Source organism: Priestia sp. SB1 (genome assembly GCF_038898415.1).
In genome coordinates, this window is the sequence record NZ_JBBJSS010000005.1 from 419710 (window position 1) to 442907 (window position 23198).

Here is a 23198-nt window from a genome sequence, read left to right on the forward strand (position 1 = left end):
GGGTACTTAATGTGGCGCAGCGGATAACGCCCTAGTAGATATTAATAAAGTAATGAAGCTTCGAGTTTTACCTAAACCTGACATAAAGCCTGATAAAAACTATGAGTATCTTATTTCTATGGACGTTGCTCGTAGTTCTAGTGATGCAAACAACCAATCTTCAATCGCAGTTCTTAAATTTAAAAAAGGTAAACGTGGTCAGGTTATTAACATTAAATTAGTAAACATTTTTAACTTGCCGAATGGATTAAACTTCAATGCTCAAACAGTCGAGTTGAAACGAATTGCCAAGTTATTTAACCCTAAAATTGTAGTTGTTGATAGTAATGGTATCGGTTCTGCAATTAAAGATGAAGCATTACGTACTACTCTTGATCCTCTAACTGGTGAAGAATTACCGTGTTGGGACACTATTAACACTGACGATGAACCAGAGGAAAACGGAGCACCAAAAATATTATACGCTTTGACTGCTCAAGGAATAAACAGTGATATCATCGTTAGCTTCATTGATGCAATTGAAAGTGAAAAATTACACTTGTTAGATAAAAAATCTAATCAAGACTATGATACTCAAGACAAAGAAAACTTCAACACAATGATACTCCCTCATGTTCAAACAGATTACCTTCTAGAAGAAGTAGCCAACTTGAAATTGAAAATGGGTCAGAATGGCAAATACACGGTAGAACAAATTACAAAACGAGTAAACAAAGATAGGTATTCGGCAGTTGCAATGGGGCTTTGGTATATCAAAGAGTATGAGGATAAATTTGAAAAAGAGCGTTCTAAACATGACATAGGAAAATTGTTCATGTTTAAAGCTCCGTCATTTGGAAGATAAAGGAGGTGCTGTATGACTGAAAATAAGAATCAGCAAGAGTTGGACTACAACGAACTGAAAAAACTTAACTTTGCTGAACTGAATAAGCTTATTCTTAGGGAGTTAACTGAAACTGCTACTCAGTCGGCTATTACAAAAAAATACCCTAAAGAAGTAGTAATCAAACTTTTACAAAATCCTGAGAAGAATGAAAAAGAACTGAGGAATGTAAGTAATTACCTTTACAACACAAGTGCTAATTATAAACGTCTAGTCCTGTATTTTGCAAATATGTTGAAGTTTGAATATATTGTTAAGCCTTATGGACTGAGTATTGAAAAAGTTAATCGAAAGAAGTTCCAAGCTCAATATCAAAAAATTATTGATTTATTAGACACGATGAATATTCCCCATGAATTCTCTAAGATCATGAAGATAGGATTCAAGGAAGATGTGTTCTATGGTTATGAGCATATGACTGGTGATTCATACTTTATTCAGAGAATAAACCCTGATTACTGTCAGATCACTTCTATTGAAGATGGTGTTTATAATTATAGTTTTGACTTCTCATATTTCGATGCAAACAAGAAGAAATTACATACTTACCCTAAAGAGTTCCAAGACAGATACAAACTGTACACTGCGAACAAAAAGAATCTCAAGTGGCAGGAATTAGACTCTAAGCGAACCATCTGTATTAAGGTAAATGAAGAAGTTGAGTATAATATCCCTCCTTTCAATGCTGTATTCGAAGCAGTATATGATATTGAGGACTACAAAGAATTAAAGAAAAACAAAACTAAAATGGACAATTATATGGTCTTGACTCAGAAAATACCTTTGGATGATAAAAAAGGAGAACCGAATAATTTTCTAATTGACTTGGACTATGCAACAAAGTTCCACAATTTAGCTTCTCAGTCTCTTCCTGATTCAGTTGGTTTAATCACCTCTCCTATGGCTATTGAAGGTATAAAGTTAGAAAAGAGAAGCACAGAAAAAGATACTGTGGCTGAAGCAGAACGTGGTTACTACAATGCAGCAGGTGTAAGTCAATTCCTATTTAACGCAGATAAAAGTTCGAGTATCGGTTTGGCTAAATCAATTGTAACTGATGAACAAATTGTCTTCTCTGTTTTAAGACAACTAGAAAGATGGCTTAATCGTAAAATTAAGAACTTTACAACGAACTATAAGTTCAAAGTTAAATTCTTAGATATTACATTCTTTAATGAAGATGAAGTCTTTAACAAGTATAAAGATGCTGCCACTCTTGGTTTGCCTACAAAAATAGCATTGGGAGCTAGTTTAGGACTATCCCCTTCTGATATGTCAAGTTTGACCTATTTGGAGAATGATATTTTAAATCTAAACGAAACATTAGTTCCTCTACAATCCTCTCACACTCAAAGTGGCAAAAGTAATGAAGGTGGCGCTCCAGTTAAGAGTGACAATGATATAACTGAGAGTGGTCAAAAAACAAGAGATAATGAAGGAAATGTGAGAGATTAAAAGTTAAAAATTATAACTTTAAATTTGAAGGGAGGTGAAATATTGGAAAAGCAGATGTCTTTTAATGCGAATCTTTCAGACGTTGAAAAAGTTAATCCTCTTTTCTCCAAATGCTCAGTAAAAGTTTTATACACTGGGGTAAATCGTAACAACAGTTTCTTTTCTAAGGAATCCGTAGAAAAGTCAATCCCAACATTATTCAATGTTCCTATTGTTGGAGAGTTTTTAGATCAAGAACAGAATTTTGGAGGTCACGGAGGTAAGCTTCAAGTCACTGAAGACAGCATTAAAATGGTTCAAACTACCCGTCCGTTTGGAGTAATTCCTGAGAGCGCAAATGTTTATTGGGAGAATATCACTGAATCTGATGGGGCTATAAACGAATATTTAATCGTCGACGGAGCTTATCTGTGGACAGGTAGATATAGTGAATTGGATGACTTATTAGCAAATAGTTATGGACAAAGTATGGAAATTGATGTTACGAATGCCGACTTTTCTGTTGTAGATGGAAAGGAAGTATTTAAGATTCACGATTTTAATTTTTCGGCTTTATGCATTTTAGGTATAGATAAAGACGGAGAAGGTCATGTCGAACCTTGTTTTGAGAGCGCATCTATTTCCACATATTCACTCAATAAAGATGACTTCAAAAAACAATTTAATCAAATGCTTGCGGAGCTAAAATTTTCCTTAAGTGAGCAAAAAGGAGGTAAAACTGTGGATAAGAAACTTGAATTAATTGCACAGTACTCTTTAACAGAAGAGCAAGTTAAAGAAAAAGGAATTAATCTCGAAGAATATAGTTTAGAAGAATTAGAGGTTAAACTGAAAGAATTTGCTGAGGTTGAAACTGTTACTGAGACTGTAGAAGTTGAACAAGATGAAGAAACACAAGAAGAAAAAACTGATTTCTCTTTAGTCGCTAGTCAACTTAGAGAAGAAATTAGAGCTGAACTTTATTCAGAGTATACAGAAGATGAATGGGGTTACAAAGAAAGAAAGTTTTGGTATGTAGATCACGATGATTCCATGATTATCGCTGAAGATACATCTGATAGCTATCGCTTGGTAGGTATTCCTTATTCTGTATCAGACGATAAAGTTTCTGTGGATTTTGAAGCTAAGAAGAAAGTTAAAATTTCTTACCAAGTTATTGAAGGCGACACAACAATGGAATTTTCTATCGCTTCTTTAGATCGTACTCAATACGAAGTCCAAGTCCAAGAAAAGAAAACTGAAAAAGAGTTTTCTAATAAAGTGGAAGAAGTTAAGTCTGAACTAGAAAATAAGACTACAGAATTTAATGCTTTGAATGAGGAAGTTAAAAATTTGCGTAACTTTAAAGATGCTAAAGTATCTGAAGAGCGTACAAACAGTGAAACTGAATTATTTGGTCGATTCTCTTCTGAATTAACTGAAGAAGAAATTAATGAAATTAAAGCAGTGGCAAGTAAATTTAGTTTAGAAGAATTAGAAGAAAAACTATTCACTAAAGTTGGTAAGAAAAAAGCTTCTTTCTCTAAGCAGCCTAAGAAAGAAAAGGAATCTATTAAAATCCCTTTAGATTTCCAAGATGATGAGCCTAAGATTGTATTGTATGGTGACTTATTCGAAAAATTTGGTAATAAATAAACATCTTAATTGATGGTATTCAATATTAAAATAAATTAATTATAAAAATATTTAGGAGGAAATTTTATTATGGCACATAGCGCAGTACGTTTGGATAAGGTTCGTTCAGTTTATGATGGTCACTTAGAGTCTTTACGTCATGAGACTTTAGACATCGATAATGGTTCAGTAGTAATGGTTGGAGATTTCTTAGAAGGAGAGCGTGAAGTTCGTAAAGCCGTAGTTCCTGCAACTGCTACTATCGATACAACTCCATTAGTTTTAGTATCAGCTCCTGAAATCAATTACTCAGAGTATCGTACAGTTGACGGAGCACTAGGAGCTGTAACGAATGAAAAACAATTCCCTTTCCGTGCTTACCGTCTAGAAAAAGGAGATATCTTCTCTGTATCTAAAGACGCTTTAACTTTGATTGGCGCAGACGCAGTTAATGGTAACTATGTTGTTGCACAAAATGGTTCTGTGAAATTAAAAGAAACAGCTACAAAAGGAACTGAAAAATTCGTAGGTAAAATTGTTGCTACAGAAGCTATCGGTACTGCGACATTCGTTGGTGCTAATGGTTCTGTTGGTCGTGTTACTGAATTAGTAGTAATCGAAGTTATCCAAAACTAAAAAACTAATAAATTATAAATTCAGGAGGAAATAAAATGAAACATGAATTAGTAAAATTATGTGTAGACACTGTTAAAGGACGTGTACAAAATTACTCGTCTACAGAAGCAAATGAAGTTATCCGTAAAGCTTTTGTTGAATTAGTTGGAACTGAAAAACCTGATTATAAAACTTTCCGTCGATTCAAGCCTGAAATTTTTGAAATTATCGAAGAATCATTAGCAGTAAATGTTACTGATGGTCTTGTTAACAACCCTTTCTTTGAGCAATTCGTTGAGTATCGCGACCTTGATCTTGGTGACACTAATGAATTCTATGTAGAAGACCGTAGTTTACTAGCAGTTAGTGAAGTTGCTAACGGTACTTGGAACCTTCGTCGTCAAAAATTAGATATCGGTGACTCTTTCACTGTTAAAACTCGTACATACGGAATCAAAATCTATGCTGATTTCTTACGCTTATTAGCAGGTCGTTTAGATTGGACTGCATTCGTAGCTAAGGTTGATCAATCTATCCGTCAACACATGGCTGAAGAAATGTACGTTAACTTCATGAGTGCTGGAAATTACCTTCCTGCTCAATTTAAGAAAGCTGGTTCATTCACTGAAGATCAAATGGACGATATCGTTTCTCACGTTCAAGCTTCAAATAACTTTGCACCAGTTGTAATTGCTGGTACTCGTAAAGCATTACGTAAAATTGTTGGTACGTACAGCAACACAAACGGCTTCTTAGTTTCTGAAACAATGAAAGAGCAATTAAATAATCAAGGTATGTTCGCTAACTGGAATGGTATTCCTCTATTAGAAATCCCTCAAGTACATGCTGCTAATACTTTCAACTTTGCGGTAGATGACAACAAATTATTAGTATTACCTGCTTCTGCTAAACCAATTAAAGTTGTTCGTGAAGGTCAACCTTTAATTCTTGATAACAGCCAAGGTTCTACTAATATGGATATGTCTGTAGAGTATACTTTCATCATGAAATATGGTGTAAACGTTGTATTTAATGAGTTATTTGGTTTATACGAATTAGCATAATTAACAAATTAATAAAAAGAGAGATTGTTTATCTTTCTCTCTTTTTATCTTAGTTTTAAGATTAAAAGGAGGAATTTTAAATATGGCACGTACCACTAAAACAACAAAAGCCCAAGAAGAGGCTGTGGAGAAACAAGTAACTGAAACTGTAGAGGAAGCTCCTGCAAAAACTGTTAAACAACCTGCAAAGAAACCAGTAGTCAAACGTACAGAAATTGATCCTAACCGTTTAATTCTTGTTAAGAATGCAACAGATAATTCTCTTGTGTACGAATCTAAGAAAACAGGTCAAGTAATCCTTTGGGCAGAAAGTGGAGATGAAGAATATATCGCTGTTCAAGAATTAATGACGATGCGATCTTCACAACCAAGATTTCTAAACGAACCTTGGATTTTAATCGATGACCAAGAAGATGACGATATTATCCAATATTTAGGTTTAGATAAATTGTATAAAAACATCATTAATGTTGATGAACTAGATGAATTCTTTTCTTTAACTCCTCAAGAAATTAAAGAGAAATTAAAGATTGCTCCAAATGGCTCTAAAAAATTAATCGCAGATCGAGCTGCTAAAATGATTAAAGACCAAACTCTTTATGACAACCGTATCATTAAATTACTAGAAGAAGAATTAAAAACTGATTTATCACTTTTATCATAATTAAGGAGGTTTGATTATGCCAACTCCTTATGAAGATGTATACGAAAGATTCATGGGAAAGATATACGATTATTCCTACTTAAAGATTTCACAGGAGCAATTAGAGAGTATTATTCTCCCCTATTTAAAAACCTCTATTGTTAAATTCAAAAAATGCAGACAGAATCTAAAAGATAGAGATGATGTAACTGGAGTGTTTAATACTGATTTAACAGAGGAAGAGCAAGAAATATTGTCTCAATTATTATTAGTCGAATATTTAACACCTAAGCTCAATCACTCTGATAATTTGGAGTCCGTTTTAAGTCCAAGTGAATACGCTAGATTTTCTCAAGCCAACAAAATAAAAGAACTGAGAGAATTAAGAGCATCTGCAAAAAGTGAAGCTAATAAGCTGATAATGGACTATTCTTGGGATAGAGAATTGGATGGGTTATTATGAATTATTTTGATAGATATAAACTTAGAGTTGGTCAAGACGGAGACAATCCACAAGACTCCATCGCTAATCGATCTCTTGAAATAGTTAGTAATGCATTTAACAACTCCCCTTCCCTATTTAAAGTATTAGTGGACAATATTGAAAATAATGTTGTTATGAATAAGGGTAAAACAATTAATGATAAAAGAATGCTTTTTAGGCATGATTCAAATGTGAAATTAGGTAGTATCATTGATTTCAATGAAAAGAAATATATTGCAGTAAATCTAGTTATGGACACCAATGAACTATATCCTTCTGCAAGTTTAAAACTATGTAACACGTCATTTGAGCTTGAAGGTGAAACTACTCAGATATTAATTGGAACTGATCCAAGGACAAATAGACCTGTATATAAAACAGTTGAATCCTCCCCTATCACATTAAATTGTATAGCTGAGAAAACAATATTTAGAAGTACTACAGATGAAGCTATTAACCTTCCTGAAGGTCAAATTTTAATTACAATTCCATACATAGAGCATAAGAGTATTGCAGAAAGTCAGAAGATTGATTTATATAATGACACATACCAAATTATCGATGTGGACGATACCGAAAGTATTAACAAAGTTGGTATCCGTAAACTGACAGCAAGAAGAGTGGTGAGTACTGAATGAGAACTACTGAATACTTGGTTAAATTCTTTAACACTCTTGCTCAAGATGAGACTTTAAAACGACTTTTAATTTATAAACCTGAACATTCACTTGACGATCCTTTAGACAAAACGAAAGCTGACATCGGGATGGATTGGGATAAGATTGATAGAGTAATTTTGAAATCTCCTAAGACTGATGGAATGGATAAGAAACCTATATGTAGAGTCTGTATGTATCTAGGGTTTAGAACGAAAAGTCCTAACTTTAGAGTAGATACACAAGATATAGTTTTTGATATTTATTCTCATATTGAAGGATTTGACGAAGTTGATTTCAGATTATCTCAAATTATAGATCGTTTGAGTGAGTTACTTCAGGATAAAAAAGTAGCAGGTGTTAATAAATCTACTCTTCGTACAAGTATTTACATAGCTAACCCCCCTTCTGGATACGTAGGATATCGCATGGTTTATAAGTTTGGAAGTGTTGTCTAATGGATGAACTAAACAATATATTCGGCAAACCTACATTTATAAATGGAATTGGCAATGTCTATCCCATTATGTTGACAGATTGGACTAAGTTTAGCTTCTGCTCCCCTACTTTTCTATTTCGCTTAGAACACTTTAATAATCGTGCTGACAACATGACATTGTTTGACTGTCTGATGAGAGAGTGTGAAAATGACGAACGCTTTTATCTTAAGTTTAGAACTGCTATTCATATGGTTCTAAGAACAGATGACATAACCGTTGGTCAAGTAGATGGTGAGTACCGATTTGTATATGGAGAAGAGTATGAGATTAATAGGGATAATTATGATGAGCTTAGAAAAGTTGTGATGGAACAAAATCTAATGATTGAGCCTAAGATTTATAAAAATAAATTAATGCAAAAGTGGGCTGAAATGGCGCTAAAAGCTAGATCAAGTAAAGGTATAGAAATGACATTCGAAGACAAGATTACAACTCTTGCCTGTTGGGATGGTAAAAAACCTACTTATTATAAGGACTATACTTATTATCAATTTGAAGCCATGTTCCAACGTATGTGTCAATTTAAAAACTTTGATTCTCAATCAATCATGATGGCTAACCCTTATGCTGCTGAATCTGTAAGTAAGAGCATGGAACACTTTGCTCAATCTATCAATCTTCGTAAAGACCCATATGATGACGTTTTCGTAAAAGAAGACAATAGTAAGCTAGGTAGAATCAAAAATAGTTTGAAATAGGAATCTCTTCGGAGGTTCCTTTTTTAATATAAAAATATCCCAAGGAGGAAAACTAATGCCTTATATTGCTGACGTATTTGAAGCTTTAGTATTTGACAAAAATGGCGAAGTCATCTGTCAAGATACTTTACAGCAAGCAAACATCCAAGTAGAAGTAGAAGAAAATGAAGTGCGTGGAGGTCAAGGTAATGACTTGCTGTTAACACTTCACGGAGCTAAAAACGTAACTATTACGTTAAACAATCCAGTATGGAACTTTGAGTTACTAGCAATGCGACTTGGTTCTGACGTAGTAACTGGTGCAAGTGTAGCTTATGCAACTCACAGTTATAAAACTGCTGCTACAGGAGCTGCTGCTAACACAACTGAAATCACACTAGATAAAGAACCTATCGAGGGTACTTTAAAAATGGAAATGTCGGACGGAACTCCTATTGCTGGTTACACTGTAAACGGTAAAACTGTAGTTATCTCTGATGTTGTTGTACAAGATGGAGACGAAATCAAAGTTCTTACATACCAATACAACACTCCTGCCTCTACTAAAACCACTGTTATCGACTCTAAGAAATTCCCACCTGATGTAAAGATTGTTCTTCAAACTCTTAAAATTGATGACCAAGAACAACCTGAAGCATTCCTTCAATTCCAATTTGATCGTGCTAAGCCAGCTTCAAACTTCACAATGAATACTCAATCTCAACGTGAGGCTGCTGTTGATGAGCAAACATTCAAAGTAATGAAACCTAAAGGTAGCGATCAGTTAGGAACACTTAAAGAAATTCCAATTGATGCCATGCCCTGATAACGCCCTCGACCTTGGGGGCATTTCGTAAGTTAAATACTTAAGAATGCGTCTATTGAAATTAACTAATTAAAAATTATAAGGAGGAAATGAACGATGGCTAATAGTTATTTATATACAAGTGATGACCACAAGACTTCGGCTCGTAAAGATGTCGATGGTAGACCTGTTACTGATGTTGAAATTAAGGGTGCTCGTGTTCAAGATGTAGTATTACAAGATAATGCTACTGCTGTTGGAACTGGTGCTCCATTCGTAGTAGGTGCTGCTAAAACTCTTACTCTAGAAATCACAGGTACTTCTACTTCTCGTACAATTGTATTTGAAGCTGCTAGTGTAAGCGGTGCTTTTTATCCAATTCAAGGTGTTAAAACATCTGATTTCTCTATGGCAACACAAACAACTGGTAAAGATGAAGTTTGGTCTTTCGATGTTACAGGTCAAGTGACTATACGTGCTCGTGTATCTGCTATTGCAGGTGGAAACGTAAGTGTTAAAGGTAAGGCTGTTTCATAATTAATAAATTAACAAAATGATTGGGGATGCTCATGTATCCCCTTTTAATTCACTAGGATTTTAAGGAGGAGAATATACATGAGTAAACAACTTTCATTAAAAACAATTGAAAAAGAGAATGAGATTTACAAAGAGAAGATTAATATTCCGCTTACAGTAGATGGTCAAGAATTTGTTATTAAATTAACTCCCTTCTTCGCACCATTGAAAATTAAAAATGCAATGAAAATGTTCGGTGAGTTTTGTCAAGAAGCCGATAAAGATAAAGTTGAAATTAAAAATGAAGATGTATTTGATATTATTAACTGTTTCCTAATTAAAGAATTTACGGATATTAAATTTGGTGCTCGTAAAGCTAAGACTATTTTAGCTGAATTTAAACAATTAATGAATAACCAACTTTACAGAGAGTTAATGGAAGCATTCCCCCCTGCTTCACTAGAAGAAGCACATGGATACTTTAATGATATGAATGCTCTAGCTGCAAAAGTTGAGAACATGATTAAACGAACACAAGAAAAAGTTAAAAATTTACCGTTAGACAATCCAGAAATTTTAAAAGGTGAATGATGTTGAATGCCTGATATTAAAACTTTTGATGATTTAAAGAAAGCACTCAATAAGATTACAAATAACACTCAAAAGAAATTTATTGCTCCAATGGCTAGACAGAAATTAAAGGATCATATTCTTGAAGATGCTTACGCTGCGTATACACCAGAGGTCTATGAGAGAACTGGTGAGTTGCTAGAGGATAAGAATATTGAAACTGTCCTAGTTGGTGACGGAACTCTAAGTGTTAGAAGTACTCGCCACGATGGTGAACGTGATGTGGTTGAGGTCATTGAGACTGGTAAAGGATATTCTTACGCTGGATTAGATGAAAAGATTGGCGCACGTCCTTTTACTGAACGTACAGCACAAGATTTAGCAGATGGAGATTTCGAGAAAGCGTTAAAAGATGGATTGAAAGCGCAAGGATTAGACGTTAAGTAAATTAGATTTAAGGTGGTGAGATTGTTATGAGTGATAAATTACCTGAAGTTACAGAGAAAGAATGGGAAGAAGTTAATGACTTTAATAGGCAAATTGTTTCTGAATTTCTAGAGCAAGGACACCTCTCTCCTCACACTCTTAGACAGTACCAATCAGGATTGAAAATTTTCTTCAGATGGGTAAAAGAAAACTGTATGAATAAGCCTATCACAGATTTAAAACCTCGTGATGCCCTTCGTTATCAGAACTTCTTAATTGGAAGAGATTTATCTTCTAGTGCAATTAAATTTAAAAGATCAGCAGTTTCAAGTTTATGTGGGTACATAGAGTTATACTACGCTGAAGACTATCCCCTATTTAGAAATATCTACAACAAGAAAATTCCTAATCCACCAAAAACATTAAAGAATGAAAAGAAACCATTAACTCCTCAAGAGTTTGATTTATTAGTTAAAACTTTAGAAGAGCGTGAAGAATGGCAAATGCTTGCTTATGTATGGTTTAGCTATAGTACAGGTTGTCGTAGAAGTGAATCTGTTCAACTTTTAAAAGAAGTAATTGCCTATAATCGTGTTAAGGATAAAGACGGAAACGACAAGGCTTACTACATTACACATAACATTAGGTGTAAAGGAAGAGGTCGTGAAGGGAAAGTCAGAAAACTGAATTTTGATGACAGAGCTATGGACGCAATTAAGAAATGGCTTGAAGTTCGTGATGAAGATGAGTGTGAATATGTATTCGTTAAGAAAACTAAAAAAGGCGAAGTAAACCAACTATCAACTTCTTCTCTCAACTATTGGTGTCAAGAAATTTTCAGCGATATTGTAGGTAGACGTGTACATCCCCATCAGCTACGTAGTACCCGTGCCACACATTTAGTTGCCCTCGATGGAAAAGATATTAAGAGTGCCCAAAAACTGCTTGGTCACGAATCATCTGAAACTACTGAACTGTACGTAATTAAAGAAGGCGATGATGATATCGATGGTGCATTTTGAATCAAATCGTACTTTTATTTAGATTTATCTTCCCCTGCTTCAAGGGGATTTTACATGTAAATAAAAGTTAAATAATTATAAATTAATGTTTACTTTATTATTTAACAATGGTATTATATATGTAAGGGATAGATTAAGTCCGATCAACTTAATTGAAAAGTGAGTACTCCGATTCTCACCTTCCCCCTTTCTTTATAATATATCGGATTAATAAATTATAAATCGGAGGTTGAGAATATGGCTATTGTTGAAGGTCAAAAAGTTAAAGTGAAATGGGCTAGTGCAAATAAGAAGCATTATATAGCACTTGGCTACAATTACGATAAAATAGGTCAAGAATTTGAAGTGAGCATTTCTGATTTAATGAAAAGTAGTGAAGTACATGTCTATTTTAAATGTGATAACTGTAACAAGAAATTTATTAGAGCCTACAGAAAACATAAATTACCTCATCACTTTTGTTCTAAAGAATGCTCAAATGAATTTATAACAGGCAAGCCTAATCCTAAAAATAATAAAAAAGAAAAAACATCATGTCATACATGTAAAAAAGTTTTATTTCTCCCTCCCTATAGACTGAAAGATTCCGATAAACATTTTTGCGACAAAAAGTGTTATGGTGCATGGAGAAAAACTGATGAATTTAAAGAAACCTCCAAAAAACGCACAACTATAGATAAAGTGGATGTAAACTGTGATGAATGTGGAGTAGGTTTCAAAAAATTCCCGTATGAAATAAGATATACGAAGAATTATTGTTCTCAAGAGTGTAATATGAAAGCTCTTAAAAAGAGAAACCCAAATCCTACTAAAGATAAAATTAAGTTGAACTGTAAGAATTGCAATGAGGATTTTTTAGTTCATGAGAGTCATTCTAAAGGAGATAATAAGTTTTGCTCACATAAATGCTACTCTGAATTTAGAAGCGTATATTATGTAGGAGAAAAGAATCCTAGTTTTAATAGTGTTAAAAAAGAATGCTTATGTTGTAACAAGGAGATAGATGTACCTCAACATAAACTCGAAATCAACAAGTTCTTCTTCTGCTCTTCAGAATGTTACCAGAAGAAAAGATGGGAAGTTGTTGAGTATAACTTTGCTAAGACAAAGATACATTTGAAGGTTTGTGAAATATTAACTAATATGCAAATAAGCTATGTGGAAGAAAAGATGTTTAATTATTACTCTGTAGACATTTACCTACCTGAACAAAACCTTGCTATTGAAGTTATGGGAGATTATTGGCACGCTCATCCATATAAATATTCGAAGGAAAAATTACACGAAAGTCAAAGCAATAACGTTACGAGAGATAAGGCTAAAAACACATATTTAACTAAGAATTGTGGTGTAGAAGTACTCTACCTTTGGGAATCGGATATTAACAACAATATTGGTCTTTGTGAAAAGCTTATCAGTGACTTTATTAGTAAAAAAGAGAGTCTAATCAATAAACATAGTTTTAATTACAATTTAGAAAATGAAGAAATAAAATTAAAAAATAATGTATTAACATTTATAAAGTAATCACCTTTCACTTCCATATGTGGTATAATTTACAATAAAACTACACTAAGGAAGTGTTTGATATGAGAAAAATATTCTTCCTCTTCCCTCTTTTAATAATACTGCTATCAGCATGTAGTTCTACGGATACTACTCAATTGAAACAATACACTGTTGCTAACACTGTTTCGGCTGAAGACTTCTTAAAGGAAACTCCTGTTGATTTAGATGTATCCGATGTAGAAGACAACGAATCTGCAAATATAGATAAATTATTTAAAATTGAGGGGAATGCTCAATTAGATGATTATTATAATTATGGATTCTATGATGAAGATAAATATTTTTCAGTCAGTGTCATTCCCTTCGATACAAAAGTGAGTGGATGGAATGTTTATTTTGAACGTGATAAGTATCAAGATTTTTATAATGATCTAAAAGATAATCCAGACATGGTTGTAAAAATAGTCGGGATTATTCCTCACAATATATACGAAGATGGTCAGAAAAATGTAGCTGGCGGAGCTTACGTAGAATATAAAAACTAATCCAAGACATCCTTCATCGGGTGTCTTTTTTATTTAGACACTTGAAAGGATGTGTAAAATTTGGCTAATGATATCCGCATCTTGCTCAATGCAAGCTTAGACTTTAGTAAAACTCAGGAAGCGATCAATAATCAAATTGGCGCATTAGAGAAGAAAGTAAATAAATTAAAAATAAACATCGATATTAACGATAACACAATCAAGACGATGCAACAATTTTCACGAGCTGTTGAGGATTACAAGAAATCATATGATAAATTAAATCAAGCAGTTCAGCAGAATGAAAAAATTGTTAAAAATGCCGATGGTACGATTGACAAATACAGCACCAGAATTCTAAAAAATGGTGAGATTTTAAAAACTCATACTCAAACAATTGATAATCGTAATAAGGCTATTAAGAATGAAAGTAAAGCTATTTCTGACAATCTTAAGGTTTTACAGCGACAAGAAGAATTGCAAAAACGAGTCAATAAAACTAAAGCTGATGGAAAGTCTGCGACCACTGAGACATATGGCGACAAGTATATGTCAACATCCTATAAAAAAGATAATAGTGGTAAAGTTGTGGATAAGACTACTACTGAAAACTTTGCTAAAGCTGATAGAGATATTGAACGATTGAAGATTAAGTTAAATGAACTTAACAATGCAGGAGTAGTTACTAACTCTTCCCTTTCTAGAATGAGTCAAGCTATTGATGCTTCTTCTACCGAGAAAGAAATTAAGCGAATTGAGAATGCATTAAAACGAGTTCAACAAACTGCTAAAGCTAAAGCCTCCACTACCACCCTCTCAAATAACATTTCTAATTTCCAAACCAATGCTGAATTAGATGCTAAAAAATTAAGACGTAGTGCTCGTGGTTCTGTGGATAACGCAGCATTGCAAGACTATCTGAATAAAGTAAGACAATTGAATACTACTACTCCTAACGCTCAAAATGAAATGAAAAAATTAAGATCTGAATTCAAACGTATTAACATTGATGCTCGAACATCTGCATCAGCTATGGAAGAATTCGGAAGAACTAGCGTGGACGCATTTAAAAAATTTGGACACTGGTTACTTATTGGTGGGACTTTCACTACAGTCATAGCAGGAATGAAAGATATGGTTGGTCAAATTATTGAGATTGATACAGCAATGACTGATTTACGAAGAGTTATGGATGCCCCTGAAGCTGGATATTCTAATTATCTAAAAGAAGCAATTAATCTTAGTAATGAACTCGGAAATAGCATAAAAGACGTAATTAATATTGGCACTGACTTTGCTAGAATGGGTTTTTCAGAAGACCAGTTACTTAACATGACTAAAACTGCTCAAGTGTTACAAAATATTTCAGACTTAGATGCATCGCAATCCGTAGATACACTTACTGCTGCCATGCTTAACTTCGGAATTGAAGCCCGTGACAGCTTAACCATCGCTGATCAGCTGAATGAGGTTGATAACAACTTCGCTATTAGTACAAAAGACCTAGCTGACGGAATAAGAAAAGCTGGTTCAACTGCGAAAACATTTGGTGAATTAATTGCCACCTGATGGAGAAATCCATTAGTGAAAATTGGGGAAAATCGGTGAAAGCTGAGATGCTAATACCGAGAGGGCTTGAATCACAAGTCTTTGTAACGCATAGGAATTGAGCGATATGATAGCAAAAATATTCCCACGAGTCTCCAACACCTTAATATTAAGTTAAAGGTGAAAATATATGCTGGACTATATCGAAAATGAAGGTATAGAGCATAGGGATAAAAAGCCTTATGGATAACAAATTCGGTTGACATTACGCAGTTGGAAGGACATATAGCAGCTATTGGAAGTACCACTCGTGAATCGGGAACACAAGTCGGAAATGGATTAATTTAGTCCCTTATGTTAGTAATAGCATAAGCAAACCCTTCTAATTCATGGAAACTCCTAACACGTAATGGTGAGGACAATCATGAGCGAAGCCTACAAATAGGAACGTGCAACGACTAGTCGAAAGACGTAGAACTCAAGTGAGTTCGAAACGGAGGGCATCCTAAATGGATGATGATATAGTCTAATCTGTATAGAGATATACAGCAGTATGAGAAATTGTCGTGAAGATAATCAAGTACGCTTTAGATGTAACAAATCTAAGGGAATGAATTGTAAAAACGATTTACTCTCGAATCACAACAATGAAGCCAGCAGCAGACTCATTAGCTTCAATTGGAATCAGTATCAATGATTTAGAAGGAAATGTAAAGCCTGTTAACACTATTTTAGGCGAATTGTCTGAAAAGTGGAATGGGCTAAGTGACGCACAAAGACAGAACATGGGTGTTACACTGGCAGGGCGAAATCAACTCAGCCGTTTTCTCGCATTGATGAATAACTATAACATAGCAGTCGATGCTACAGACACAGCTTTAAACTCTCAAGGAAGCGCAATGAAAGAACAAGAAAAGTACGCAAACTCGCTAGAAGGTAGAATAGCGACTCTAAAAAATACTTGGACTGAGTTTTCGATTGCTATGGGCGAAGCCGTACTTTCTGACGGTTTAATGTCTGGTATCGATGCAATCAAATCGTTTGGTGCAGGCGTAATCTGGCTTGTTAAACATGTAGGAGCACTGCCATTAGCTATAGGTGGGATTACAACTGCTCTAATGCTTATGAATAAAGGACTCAGAGGCAGTGCAGTTTCTATGCTACTCTTCAGAACAAGTCTGACAGAAATGGCAGTTAGTGCTGTTGCTGCAAAAGTAGCTCTAAGAGCATTATTATCATCTACATTAATTGGGGCGGCATTTGCTCTTCTTGGTTTGGGTATTGAAAAACTAGTCGGAATGTTCACTAAAGCAAGGGAAGAATCTAAGAAACTAGAAAAACAACTCAACACAAGTGCAGATGGATACAGTAAGAATACTACTAAAGTTGATGAGCTTACTAAACGGCTAGAAGAATTAGAAACTCAAAAGAAAAAAAGTGGTCTTACTCCTAATGAGGAAAAGGAATATCTTAAAATTCAACAGCAATTAGTTAACATCCTCCCTTCTGTTAAACAAGGGGAAAATGCCAAAGGTCAAGCGTTAGTTCAAAACTCTAAACAATTAAAAAAAGACATTGGATTAATTAAAGAAAAAATTAGACTTGAACGTGATGAAGCTATTGTTAAGGCTGATAAGACTCTTTCTAACTCTGATGATAAATTTAGTGGACTCAATAAAGATAAGTCTCGTATCAAAAAAGAACTTGACGATATGTATAACCAGAAGAACAAATACACTGTCCAATATGGTAATGAAGATAACTACAACAAAGCTATTCTTAAAAAACGTCAAGAATTATTAGAAGTTGATCAAAAGATTAACAAAGAAAAATTAAAATTAAATAACACTTTGAATGCAGTTTTAAAAACCGATACTGCCCTCTCTAGCTCAGATACAGAATGGTTAAACAATCAGTTTAAAAGTGGCAAACAAAACGCTGAACAGATTGCAGATATGGCTGACCAAATTAACAAGGTCAGAGAATTGTCTGGCGATATGTTTTCTGCTAAAGATGCTGGTAATTTATCCGAAGGTCAATTGAAAATCCTAAAGACAATTAGTAAAGATGCTGAAGATGGCTCTGTCAAGATGTCTAAATATAAGGATGAATTAGCTAAAGTTAGTAAAGGCAGTAGTTTTGCCGATGTGGTTATGGCTAAATTTAATACTACTCATAAACAAGCTGCGCTAACTATAGATGACATTGTTAAAAGCTTCTCAAGCGAAAATGACCAAATTAAAGACATGTCAGATGTTATTAAGAGTTTAGAGGGAGATTTAACTGGATTACTTGATGTAGCTGCGAAAAGTGCTACTGCTGGTGATCTTGAGACTTCTAAAGCTATCTTGCAGAAACAAGCGTATGAAGCTGCTTCTGATTCTGTGTCTGTATACAATGGCTTACTTGAAGATTTATCAAATGGTAAGAGAATTACAGCAGCCGAAGCCATGAACCTAATTGGGAAAGAGCAAGAATTAGGTAGTGCTATCTCAATTGAAAATGGTCAAGTTAAAGTTAATACTGATGCTGTTCTTAAAATGCGTGATGCTAAGATTAGGTCTTATGAAGATGGCTCTAAAGCTGTAATCACCGCAGCATTGAACGTTGCGAAAGCCACTGTCAATAACTTGAAGAATTACGGCTTAGAAATTAAAGCGATCCAAAGTGTTGAGGACGCTAAAAAACGTGTAGCTGACATTGGTCAAGCTATCGGTGAAACTTCAGGTATGGGTGACATGGGTGCTCGTGAAGAAATGGATAAAGCTTATTCTGCTGCTAAAAACGTATCAGATTTAGCCGATTCAATTGATGAAATGACCAACATGGCTTCTACTGGATTATCTCAAGTTGGAACATCTTTTGAAGATGCTTCAAAGTCTACTGATGGTTATACTGGTGCTACTGAAAAAGCTGGAGATGCTACAGATGATGCAACAGACTCAACAAATGAATTATCTGAAGCAACGGACGATTACACATTCGTTCTAGACAAATATAAACGTCAGCTAGAAGAAATCGAACTCCTGCTCACTAAGCAAAATAGTATCACATCTAAGTATCCTGAACACTCAGCTAAATATCGTGCATCTTTACAGGAAGAAATTAAAATCCTCGAACAAAAAGCTGCTGCAATTGAAGCACAAAACTCCTCCCTTCAAACTCAAATTGACGAAGGATACATTCAACCTACTGGAATTGTTAACAATGGTGCTAGTGGATTAGCTATTGGAGGCTCTGGTTCTGCTACAGGTGGAGGATATACTGGTAAATACGCAAGTATAATCAATCAAGCTGCTGCTAAATATGGAGTAAACCCTAACTTAATTGCAGGGATCATTAAGCAAGAGTCACAATTTAATCCAAACGCTCGTTCTGGAGCAGGCGCAAAAGGATTAATGCAATTAATGCCAGCCACCTCTAAAGATATGGGCGTTTCAAATCCTTATGATCCCGTTCAGAATATCATGGGTGGAACTAAGTATATCGCCCAAATGCTTAAAAAGTATAACGGCAATATTGAGACTGCTCTACGTGCATATAACGCAGGTGCAGGTAACGTAGCCAATGGTAAAGCTTATAGATTTGCAGAAACTAATAACTACGTTAAAAGGGTTACAGCTAATTTAGCAGCCTATGGCGGTGGCGGAGCTTACACTAAAGGTACTTCATCAGGTTCTTCGAGTGGATCAGGTGGTGCTTCTGTTTCCAACGGTTCTGCTAGTGCTGCTAACTACTACTTAAACAACTTCCGTATTTCTACACCATTTGCACCAAACGGTATCAATGACGGTGTACATGGTGCGAAGGGTCACAAAGGTATAGATTTAGCTGGTAAAACTAGTGGTGGAGCAATGGGGAAACCTATATACAGCTTAACTAGTGGTAAGGTCACTCAGATATTCAAGAATAATCCTACTGCTGGTAATGGTGTAGTTATTTTAGGTGACGATGGACGTACATATCGTTATATCCATATGCAGAAAACACCTCCTGTTAAAACTGGTCAGAAAATAACTGCTGGTCAACAAATAGGAAATATCGGTTCTACAGGCTTCTCGACTGGAGCACACTTAGACCTTAAAGTTGTAGAAAATGGTAAATATATCGATCCCCAAAAGGTTCTAAAACAAATGGCTGCTGGAGGTGGCGGAGGCTCATCTAGTGGAAGTAGCTATAATGCTTCTCAAGTTGCTGCTCAAAATGCTTCCGATGTAGCTGATGCACAGTCTCAAATCTTATCTAACAAATCATCTTTAATACAAATTGCTGATGAGATCGAACAAAAACGTGTAGATGCTGAAGTTAACTCTTTCATCAAAGAATTCGATGTTAAAAAAGATGATATCGACAGTGAAATTTCTAAGTCTAAAGCACGAAATGAACGTAACACAGAAGACAGTAAAGCTTATCGTGCTGAACTAGAAAAGCAGATGAAATTGTTAAACGATAAGAAGAAAATTGAGAAAGATCAAGATGCGTTCTTATCTAAGAAATATAAAGGCAACTATTCTGACGCTGTTAAGTTTGACATCAAAACTAAGCAAAAAGAGTTAGGTGTCCAACGTGAAGAAACACTCAACCAAATTCGTGAGATTCAAGGTGCTATTTTAGACAGTAGTTTAATTGCCTATGACAAAGCTATCGAGAAATATACAGATAAGCTGTCTAAATTAGACGCTCAACTTAATCGTACTACTCAAGGTACATCTGCTTATGCAAAAGTATTAGGTGATAAAACTAAAGCTACAAATGACATTATCAAAGCAAATGCTGATGAAGTTAAATTCTTAGAGCAAGCATTGAAAAGTTATGACCTTATGCCTGATGTTGTTGAAAATTATAAAGACAAAATTAAAGAGCTGAATGATCAATCTGAAGAGTTGAAAGATAACTTAAAAGAAATCAATAAAGCAGTTATCGATAATGAACTTTATAAGTATGACAAAAAACGTGAAAATAACTACGATACGTCTGCTAAAGAAGCTGAATTAAAACGTACTACGCTTGGAACTGAAGCGTATCGTAAAATCCTAGATGACCAATCAGCTTTACTTAAAGGTAGTAAATCTAATACTGATGCTGAGATAACTTATCTTGAGAAAGCATTAAAGACTTATCAATTAATGCCTGATGCGATTGAAGAATACACGAAACGTTTGAAGGAGTTAAAAGCTGAGTCTCTTAGTATCAAAGATTCTATTCAACAAACTAATAAAGCTATTATTGATGATGTTATGTATCGCTATGAGAAACAACGTAGCTCATATGACTTCAAAAATAGTTTAATTGGTTCAGAGAATCAACGTGTAGAAGAAGGCTCATCTGAATGGTTCTATAAACAGAAGAAGCAAATTGACTACATGAGAAAAGAATCTGAAAGTATTAAGATTCAAAAGGAAGAGTTAGAACGTAGATTAAAGTCTACAGATTTGAATGCTCAAGACAAGGCTGACTATTACAAACAGTTGAATGATTTGGCTGTTCAGTACAGTGATTCTTTAAATGACGTTTATAACGCTGAGAAAGCATTGTCAGATAAACGTGAACAAGTTGCTAATAATGCTATAGATGCGATGAAAGAGTACTATACTCAACAACGTGAACTAAGCAGAAAAGCAGCAGATGAACAAATTAAAGATATCAACAAAGTGTACGATGCTAAGAAACGTTCTCTTTCTGATGAAATTAGTGATAAGCAATACAAAAAGGATTATGACAATTTAACAAAACAACGCCAAGACTTACAACGTCAAATGAACCTTTTACTCACTGATACATCTGCTGAAGGCGCTGTTAAACGTAGTGATTTAAAGAAACAGATTGAGGAAATCGACACTCAAATTTCTGACTTGATTGAGAATCGTACCAATGAAAAACGTCAACAAAACTTAGATGATGAGCAACAAAAGAAACTTGATGAGATTGATAAACAACAAGAAGCAGCAGACAAAGCATTTGATGAGTTGATGAATAATGAACGTAATTGGGAAAACCTCAAGAAGCAGATTGAAAATGGTGATTATGAAGCTGTAAATCAAGAAATGAAAAGAATGCAATCCGATGTTCTTAAGAATTTCTCTGATTTAGGTGAGGCTATTCAAACTAACCTAGTTGATAAATTAGGTGAAGCAATTAAGATGATGCCTCAGATTGGTTGGTCTAAAGAAACTGGTGAAGTTAATGCTCCTAAAGTTAAAACTTTGGGTAAGGAAGATATGTATTATTTAGCAGGTAAACTATTGACTGATGAAGTAGCAGGTAATCTTAAAGGTGCTGATGCTACTGCAATTAAGGATATGGGTTCTAAGATGTCTACGGCTGCTCGCAACACTAAGAAGTTAAATCTAGATAAAGACAACTTAGGCTCTACTTACGATGAATTAGCGTTGGATATGTCATCTGATCAAAAATTAACTTTAGCCAAGTATATTGAACTTAATATTCTTTCTAAGTTAAAAGGTGATCAAAAGACTCAGGTTCAAAAGGTTCTCAAATCGATAACTGATGAAGCTTCTAAGACTAGTAAAGTAGTTTCTGTAGACGATTCATACTCAGACGCTATGTACAAAATTAGAGCTGCTGCTTTAACTCAGACTAGCCTTGCAAATAGTACGAGCAAACTTTCGCTTACTGGTGATAATTTATCCTCTGCCCTTACTGATTCTGAACAAAGTAATGTGTTTAGTTTCATGAGTAGCTTAAAGGATTTAGCTAGTAAGCTTCCTGATTTGGCTAAGATTGACTTTGGTAGCACTGTTCCTTCTTCCACTACAGATAACAAAAACTACTTTAATATTACTATTGACAAGTTAATGGGTGGAAAAGAAGGCGCTAAAACTCTGTTTGATGAAATTAATAAAATGTTTGAATTGAGAGGTGCTTTATAATGTTGGAAAGCTTAGGGTTCAACTTTGACGGTATCCACTCTTCTCAACTTGATATTTTGAATGTGTATGTTGATGCTGGATTATTTCAAGAGGTATTTCTTCCAACTAGAACAATCAATGAAGTAGTAATTAGAGGTAGAGACATTCCTTATCATCAAGGAGTCTCCCTCGCCCCTCTTGAGTTTCCAGTTAAGATAGCATTTGAAGAAGGATTCGACTCGGAGAAAATTAGAGAAGTTGCAAGATGGCTTTGTAAAAACTATTATGCTCCCCTTACTTTCGATTCAAACCCTGAAAGAGTATTCTATGGAATGTTTGTTAATGAAAGTTCTTTAACTCATAATGGAATTCAACAGGGATATGTCACTTTGGCATTTAGATGTAACTCCCCTTATTCTTATTCCCACTTTAAAGACTCTGATGATTTTCATATTGATGGTGAACAAATTATAGAAATACATAATGATGGTGATTTACCTATCAAGCCTATTATCGATATCTATAAGGTTGGGCGTGGTTCTTTAACAATAAATAACTTCTCCACTCGTGATAATCCTTTTGAATTTGACATTTTAGAAGATCAAGAAACCATTACAGTAGACAATGAAGAGGAAACTATAGAAACAGATATTTCGAATACTGACAGGTATGATAATTTTAATGATAACTATATAACCTTAGAACGTGGAGTAAATAGATTAATTATAACAGGTTCATGCATAGTTAGATTTCAATACCAATTTATATTCCTGCAAGGATAAGACGTAGATTCATTTCTGCGTCTTTTTTATATTTTC

General features: G+C 34.5%; 20 protein-coding genes. All 20 read left to right on the top strand.

From position 1 onward, the window contains the following. The first annotated feature begins 52 nt into the window (after positions 1 to 52). The 20 genes from WKH56_RS20910 (at position 53) to WKH56_RS21005 (ending at position 23162) form a co-directional block, all read left to right on the top strand. Complete coding sequence (locus WKH56_RS20910) at positions 53 to 844, top strand: hypothetical protein (RefSeq protein ID WP_342836600.1); 792 nt, start codon at positions 53 to 55, stop codon at positions 842 to 844. 12 nt (positions 845 to 856) lie between these two features. Next, complete coding sequence (locus WKH56_RS20915) at positions 857 to 2338, top strand: hypothetical protein (protein ID WP_342836601.1); 1482 nt, start codon at positions 857 to 859, stop codon at positions 2336 to 2338. Between the two features lie 42 nt (positions 2339 to 2380). Then, entirely contained in the window at positions 2381 to 3973 is a 1593-nt protein-coding gene (locus WKH56_RS20920) for a hypothetical protein (protein WP_342836602.1), read from the top strand. A gap of 69 nt (positions 3974 to 4042) precedes the next feature. Next, the gene (locus WKH56_RS20925; RefSeq protein ID WP_342836603.1) at positions 4043 to 4588 is read left to right on the top strand and encodes a hypothetical protein; all 546 of its coding nucleotides are present in this window, start codon (positions 4043 to 4045) and stop codon (positions 4586 to 4588) included. 35 nt (positions 4589 to 4623) lie between these two features. Further along, positions 4624 to 5631, top strand: a complete 1008-nt coding sequence (locus WKH56_RS20930) for a hypothetical protein (RefSeq protein ID WP_310877157.1) — start codon at positions 4624 to 4626, stop codon at positions 5629 to 5631. A gap of 82 nt (positions 5632 to 5713) precedes the next feature. Next, positions 5714 to 6295, top strand: a complete 582-nt coding sequence (locus tag WKH56_RS20935; RefSeq protein WP_342836604.1) for a hypothetical protein — start codon at positions 5714 to 5716, stop codon at positions 6293 to 6295. Positions 6296 to 6311: 16 nt separating this feature from the next. Next, on the top strand, positions 6312 to 6737 hold the full coding sequence (locus tag WKH56_RS20940) for a hypothetical protein (RefSeq protein ID WP_342836605.1): 426 nt from the start codon (positions 6312 to 6314) through the stop codon (positions 6735 to 6737). Beyond that, positions 6734 to 7396 (top strand): hypothetical protein, encoded by a 663-nt coding sequence (locus tag WKH56_RS20945; RefSeq protein ID WP_342836606.1) that lies wholly within the window; start codon positions 6734 to 6736, stop codon positions 7394 to 7396. The genes WKH56_RS20940 and WKH56_RS20945 overlap by 4 nt, the downstream gene beginning before the upstream one ends. After that, positions 7393 to 7872 (top strand): hypothetical protein, encoded by a 480-nt coding sequence (locus WKH56_RS20950; RefSeq protein ID WP_342836607.1) that lies wholly within the window; start codon positions 7393 to 7395, stop codon positions 7870 to 7872. Before WKH56_RS20945 ends, WKH56_RS20950 begins: the two co-directional genes overlap by 4 nt. Beyond that, positions 7872 to 8612, top strand: a complete 741-nt coding sequence (locus tag WKH56_RS20955) for a hypothetical protein (RefSeq protein ID WP_342836608.1) — start codon at positions 7872 to 7874, stop codon at positions 8610 to 8612. Before WKH56_RS20950 ends, WKH56_RS20955 begins: the two co-directional genes overlap by 1 nt. Before the next feature lie 55 nt (positions 8613 to 8667). Further along, complete coding sequence (locus tag WKH56_RS20960) at positions 8668 to 9417, top strand: hypothetical protein (RefSeq protein WP_342836609.1); 750 nt, start codon at positions 8668 to 8670, stop codon at positions 9415 to 9417. A gap of 96 nt (positions 9418 to 9513) precedes the next feature. After that, on the top strand, positions 9514 to 9933 hold the full coding sequence (locus WKH56_RS20965) for a hypothetical protein (protein ID WP_342836610.1): 420 nt from the start codon (positions 9514 to 9516) through the stop codon (positions 9931 to 9933). Between the two features lie 78 nt (positions 9934 to 10011). Next, positions 10012 to 10503, top strand: coding sequence for a hypothetical protein (locus WKH56_RS20970; protein ID WP_342836611.1), 492 nt, complete (start codon positions 10012 to 10014; stop codon positions 10501 to 10503). Between the two features lie 6 nt (positions 10504 to 10509). Further along, positions 10510 to 10929, top strand: coding sequence for a hypothetical protein (locus tag WKH56_RS20975; RefSeq protein WP_342836612.1), 420 nt, complete (start codon positions 10510 to 10512; stop codon positions 10927 to 10929). A gap of 26 nt (positions 10930 to 10955) precedes the next feature. Further along, positions 10956 to 11930, top strand: a complete 975-nt coding sequence (locus WKH56_RS20980) for a tyrosine-type recombinase/integrase (protein WP_342836613.1) — start codon at positions 10956 to 10958, stop codon at positions 11928 to 11930. Positions 11931 to 12167: 237 nt separating this feature from the next. After that, positions 12168 to 13457: a PDDEXK family nuclease gene (locus WKH56_RS20985; RefSeq protein ID WP_342836614.1), complete on the top strand. Its 1290-nt coding sequence runs from the start codon at positions 12168 to 12170 to the stop codon at positions 13455 to 13457. A gap of 62 nt (positions 13458 to 13519) precedes the next feature. Continuing rightward, positions 13520 to 13984, top strand: a complete 465-nt coding sequence (locus WKH56_RS20990) for a hypothetical protein (protein ID WP_342836615.1) — start codon at positions 13520 to 13522, stop codon at positions 13982 to 13984. A 60-nt stretch (positions 13985 to 14044) separates the two neighbouring features. After that, positions 14045 to 15532, top strand: coding sequence for a phage tail tape measure protein (locus WKH56_RS20995; RefSeq protein ID WP_342836616.1), 1488 nt, complete (start codon positions 14045 to 14047; stop codon positions 15530 to 15532). 626 nt (positions 15533 to 16158) lie between these two features. Next, positions 16159 to 22401 carry a transglycosylase SLT domain-containing protein gene (locus WKH56_RS21000; protein ID WP_342836617.1) on the top strand — a complete coding sequence of 2081 codons (6243 nt, stop codon included), beginning with the start codon at positions 16159 to 16161 and terminating at the stop codon, positions 22399 to 22401. Beyond that, positions 22401 to 23162: a distal tail protein Dit gene (locus tag WKH56_RS21005; protein WP_342836618.1), complete on the top strand. Its 762-nt coding sequence runs from the start codon at positions 22401 to 22403 to the stop codon at positions 23160 to 23162. Before WKH56_RS21000 ends, WKH56_RS21005 begins: the two co-directional genes overlap by 1 nt. Positions 23163 to 23198 lie beyond the last annotated feature (36 nt).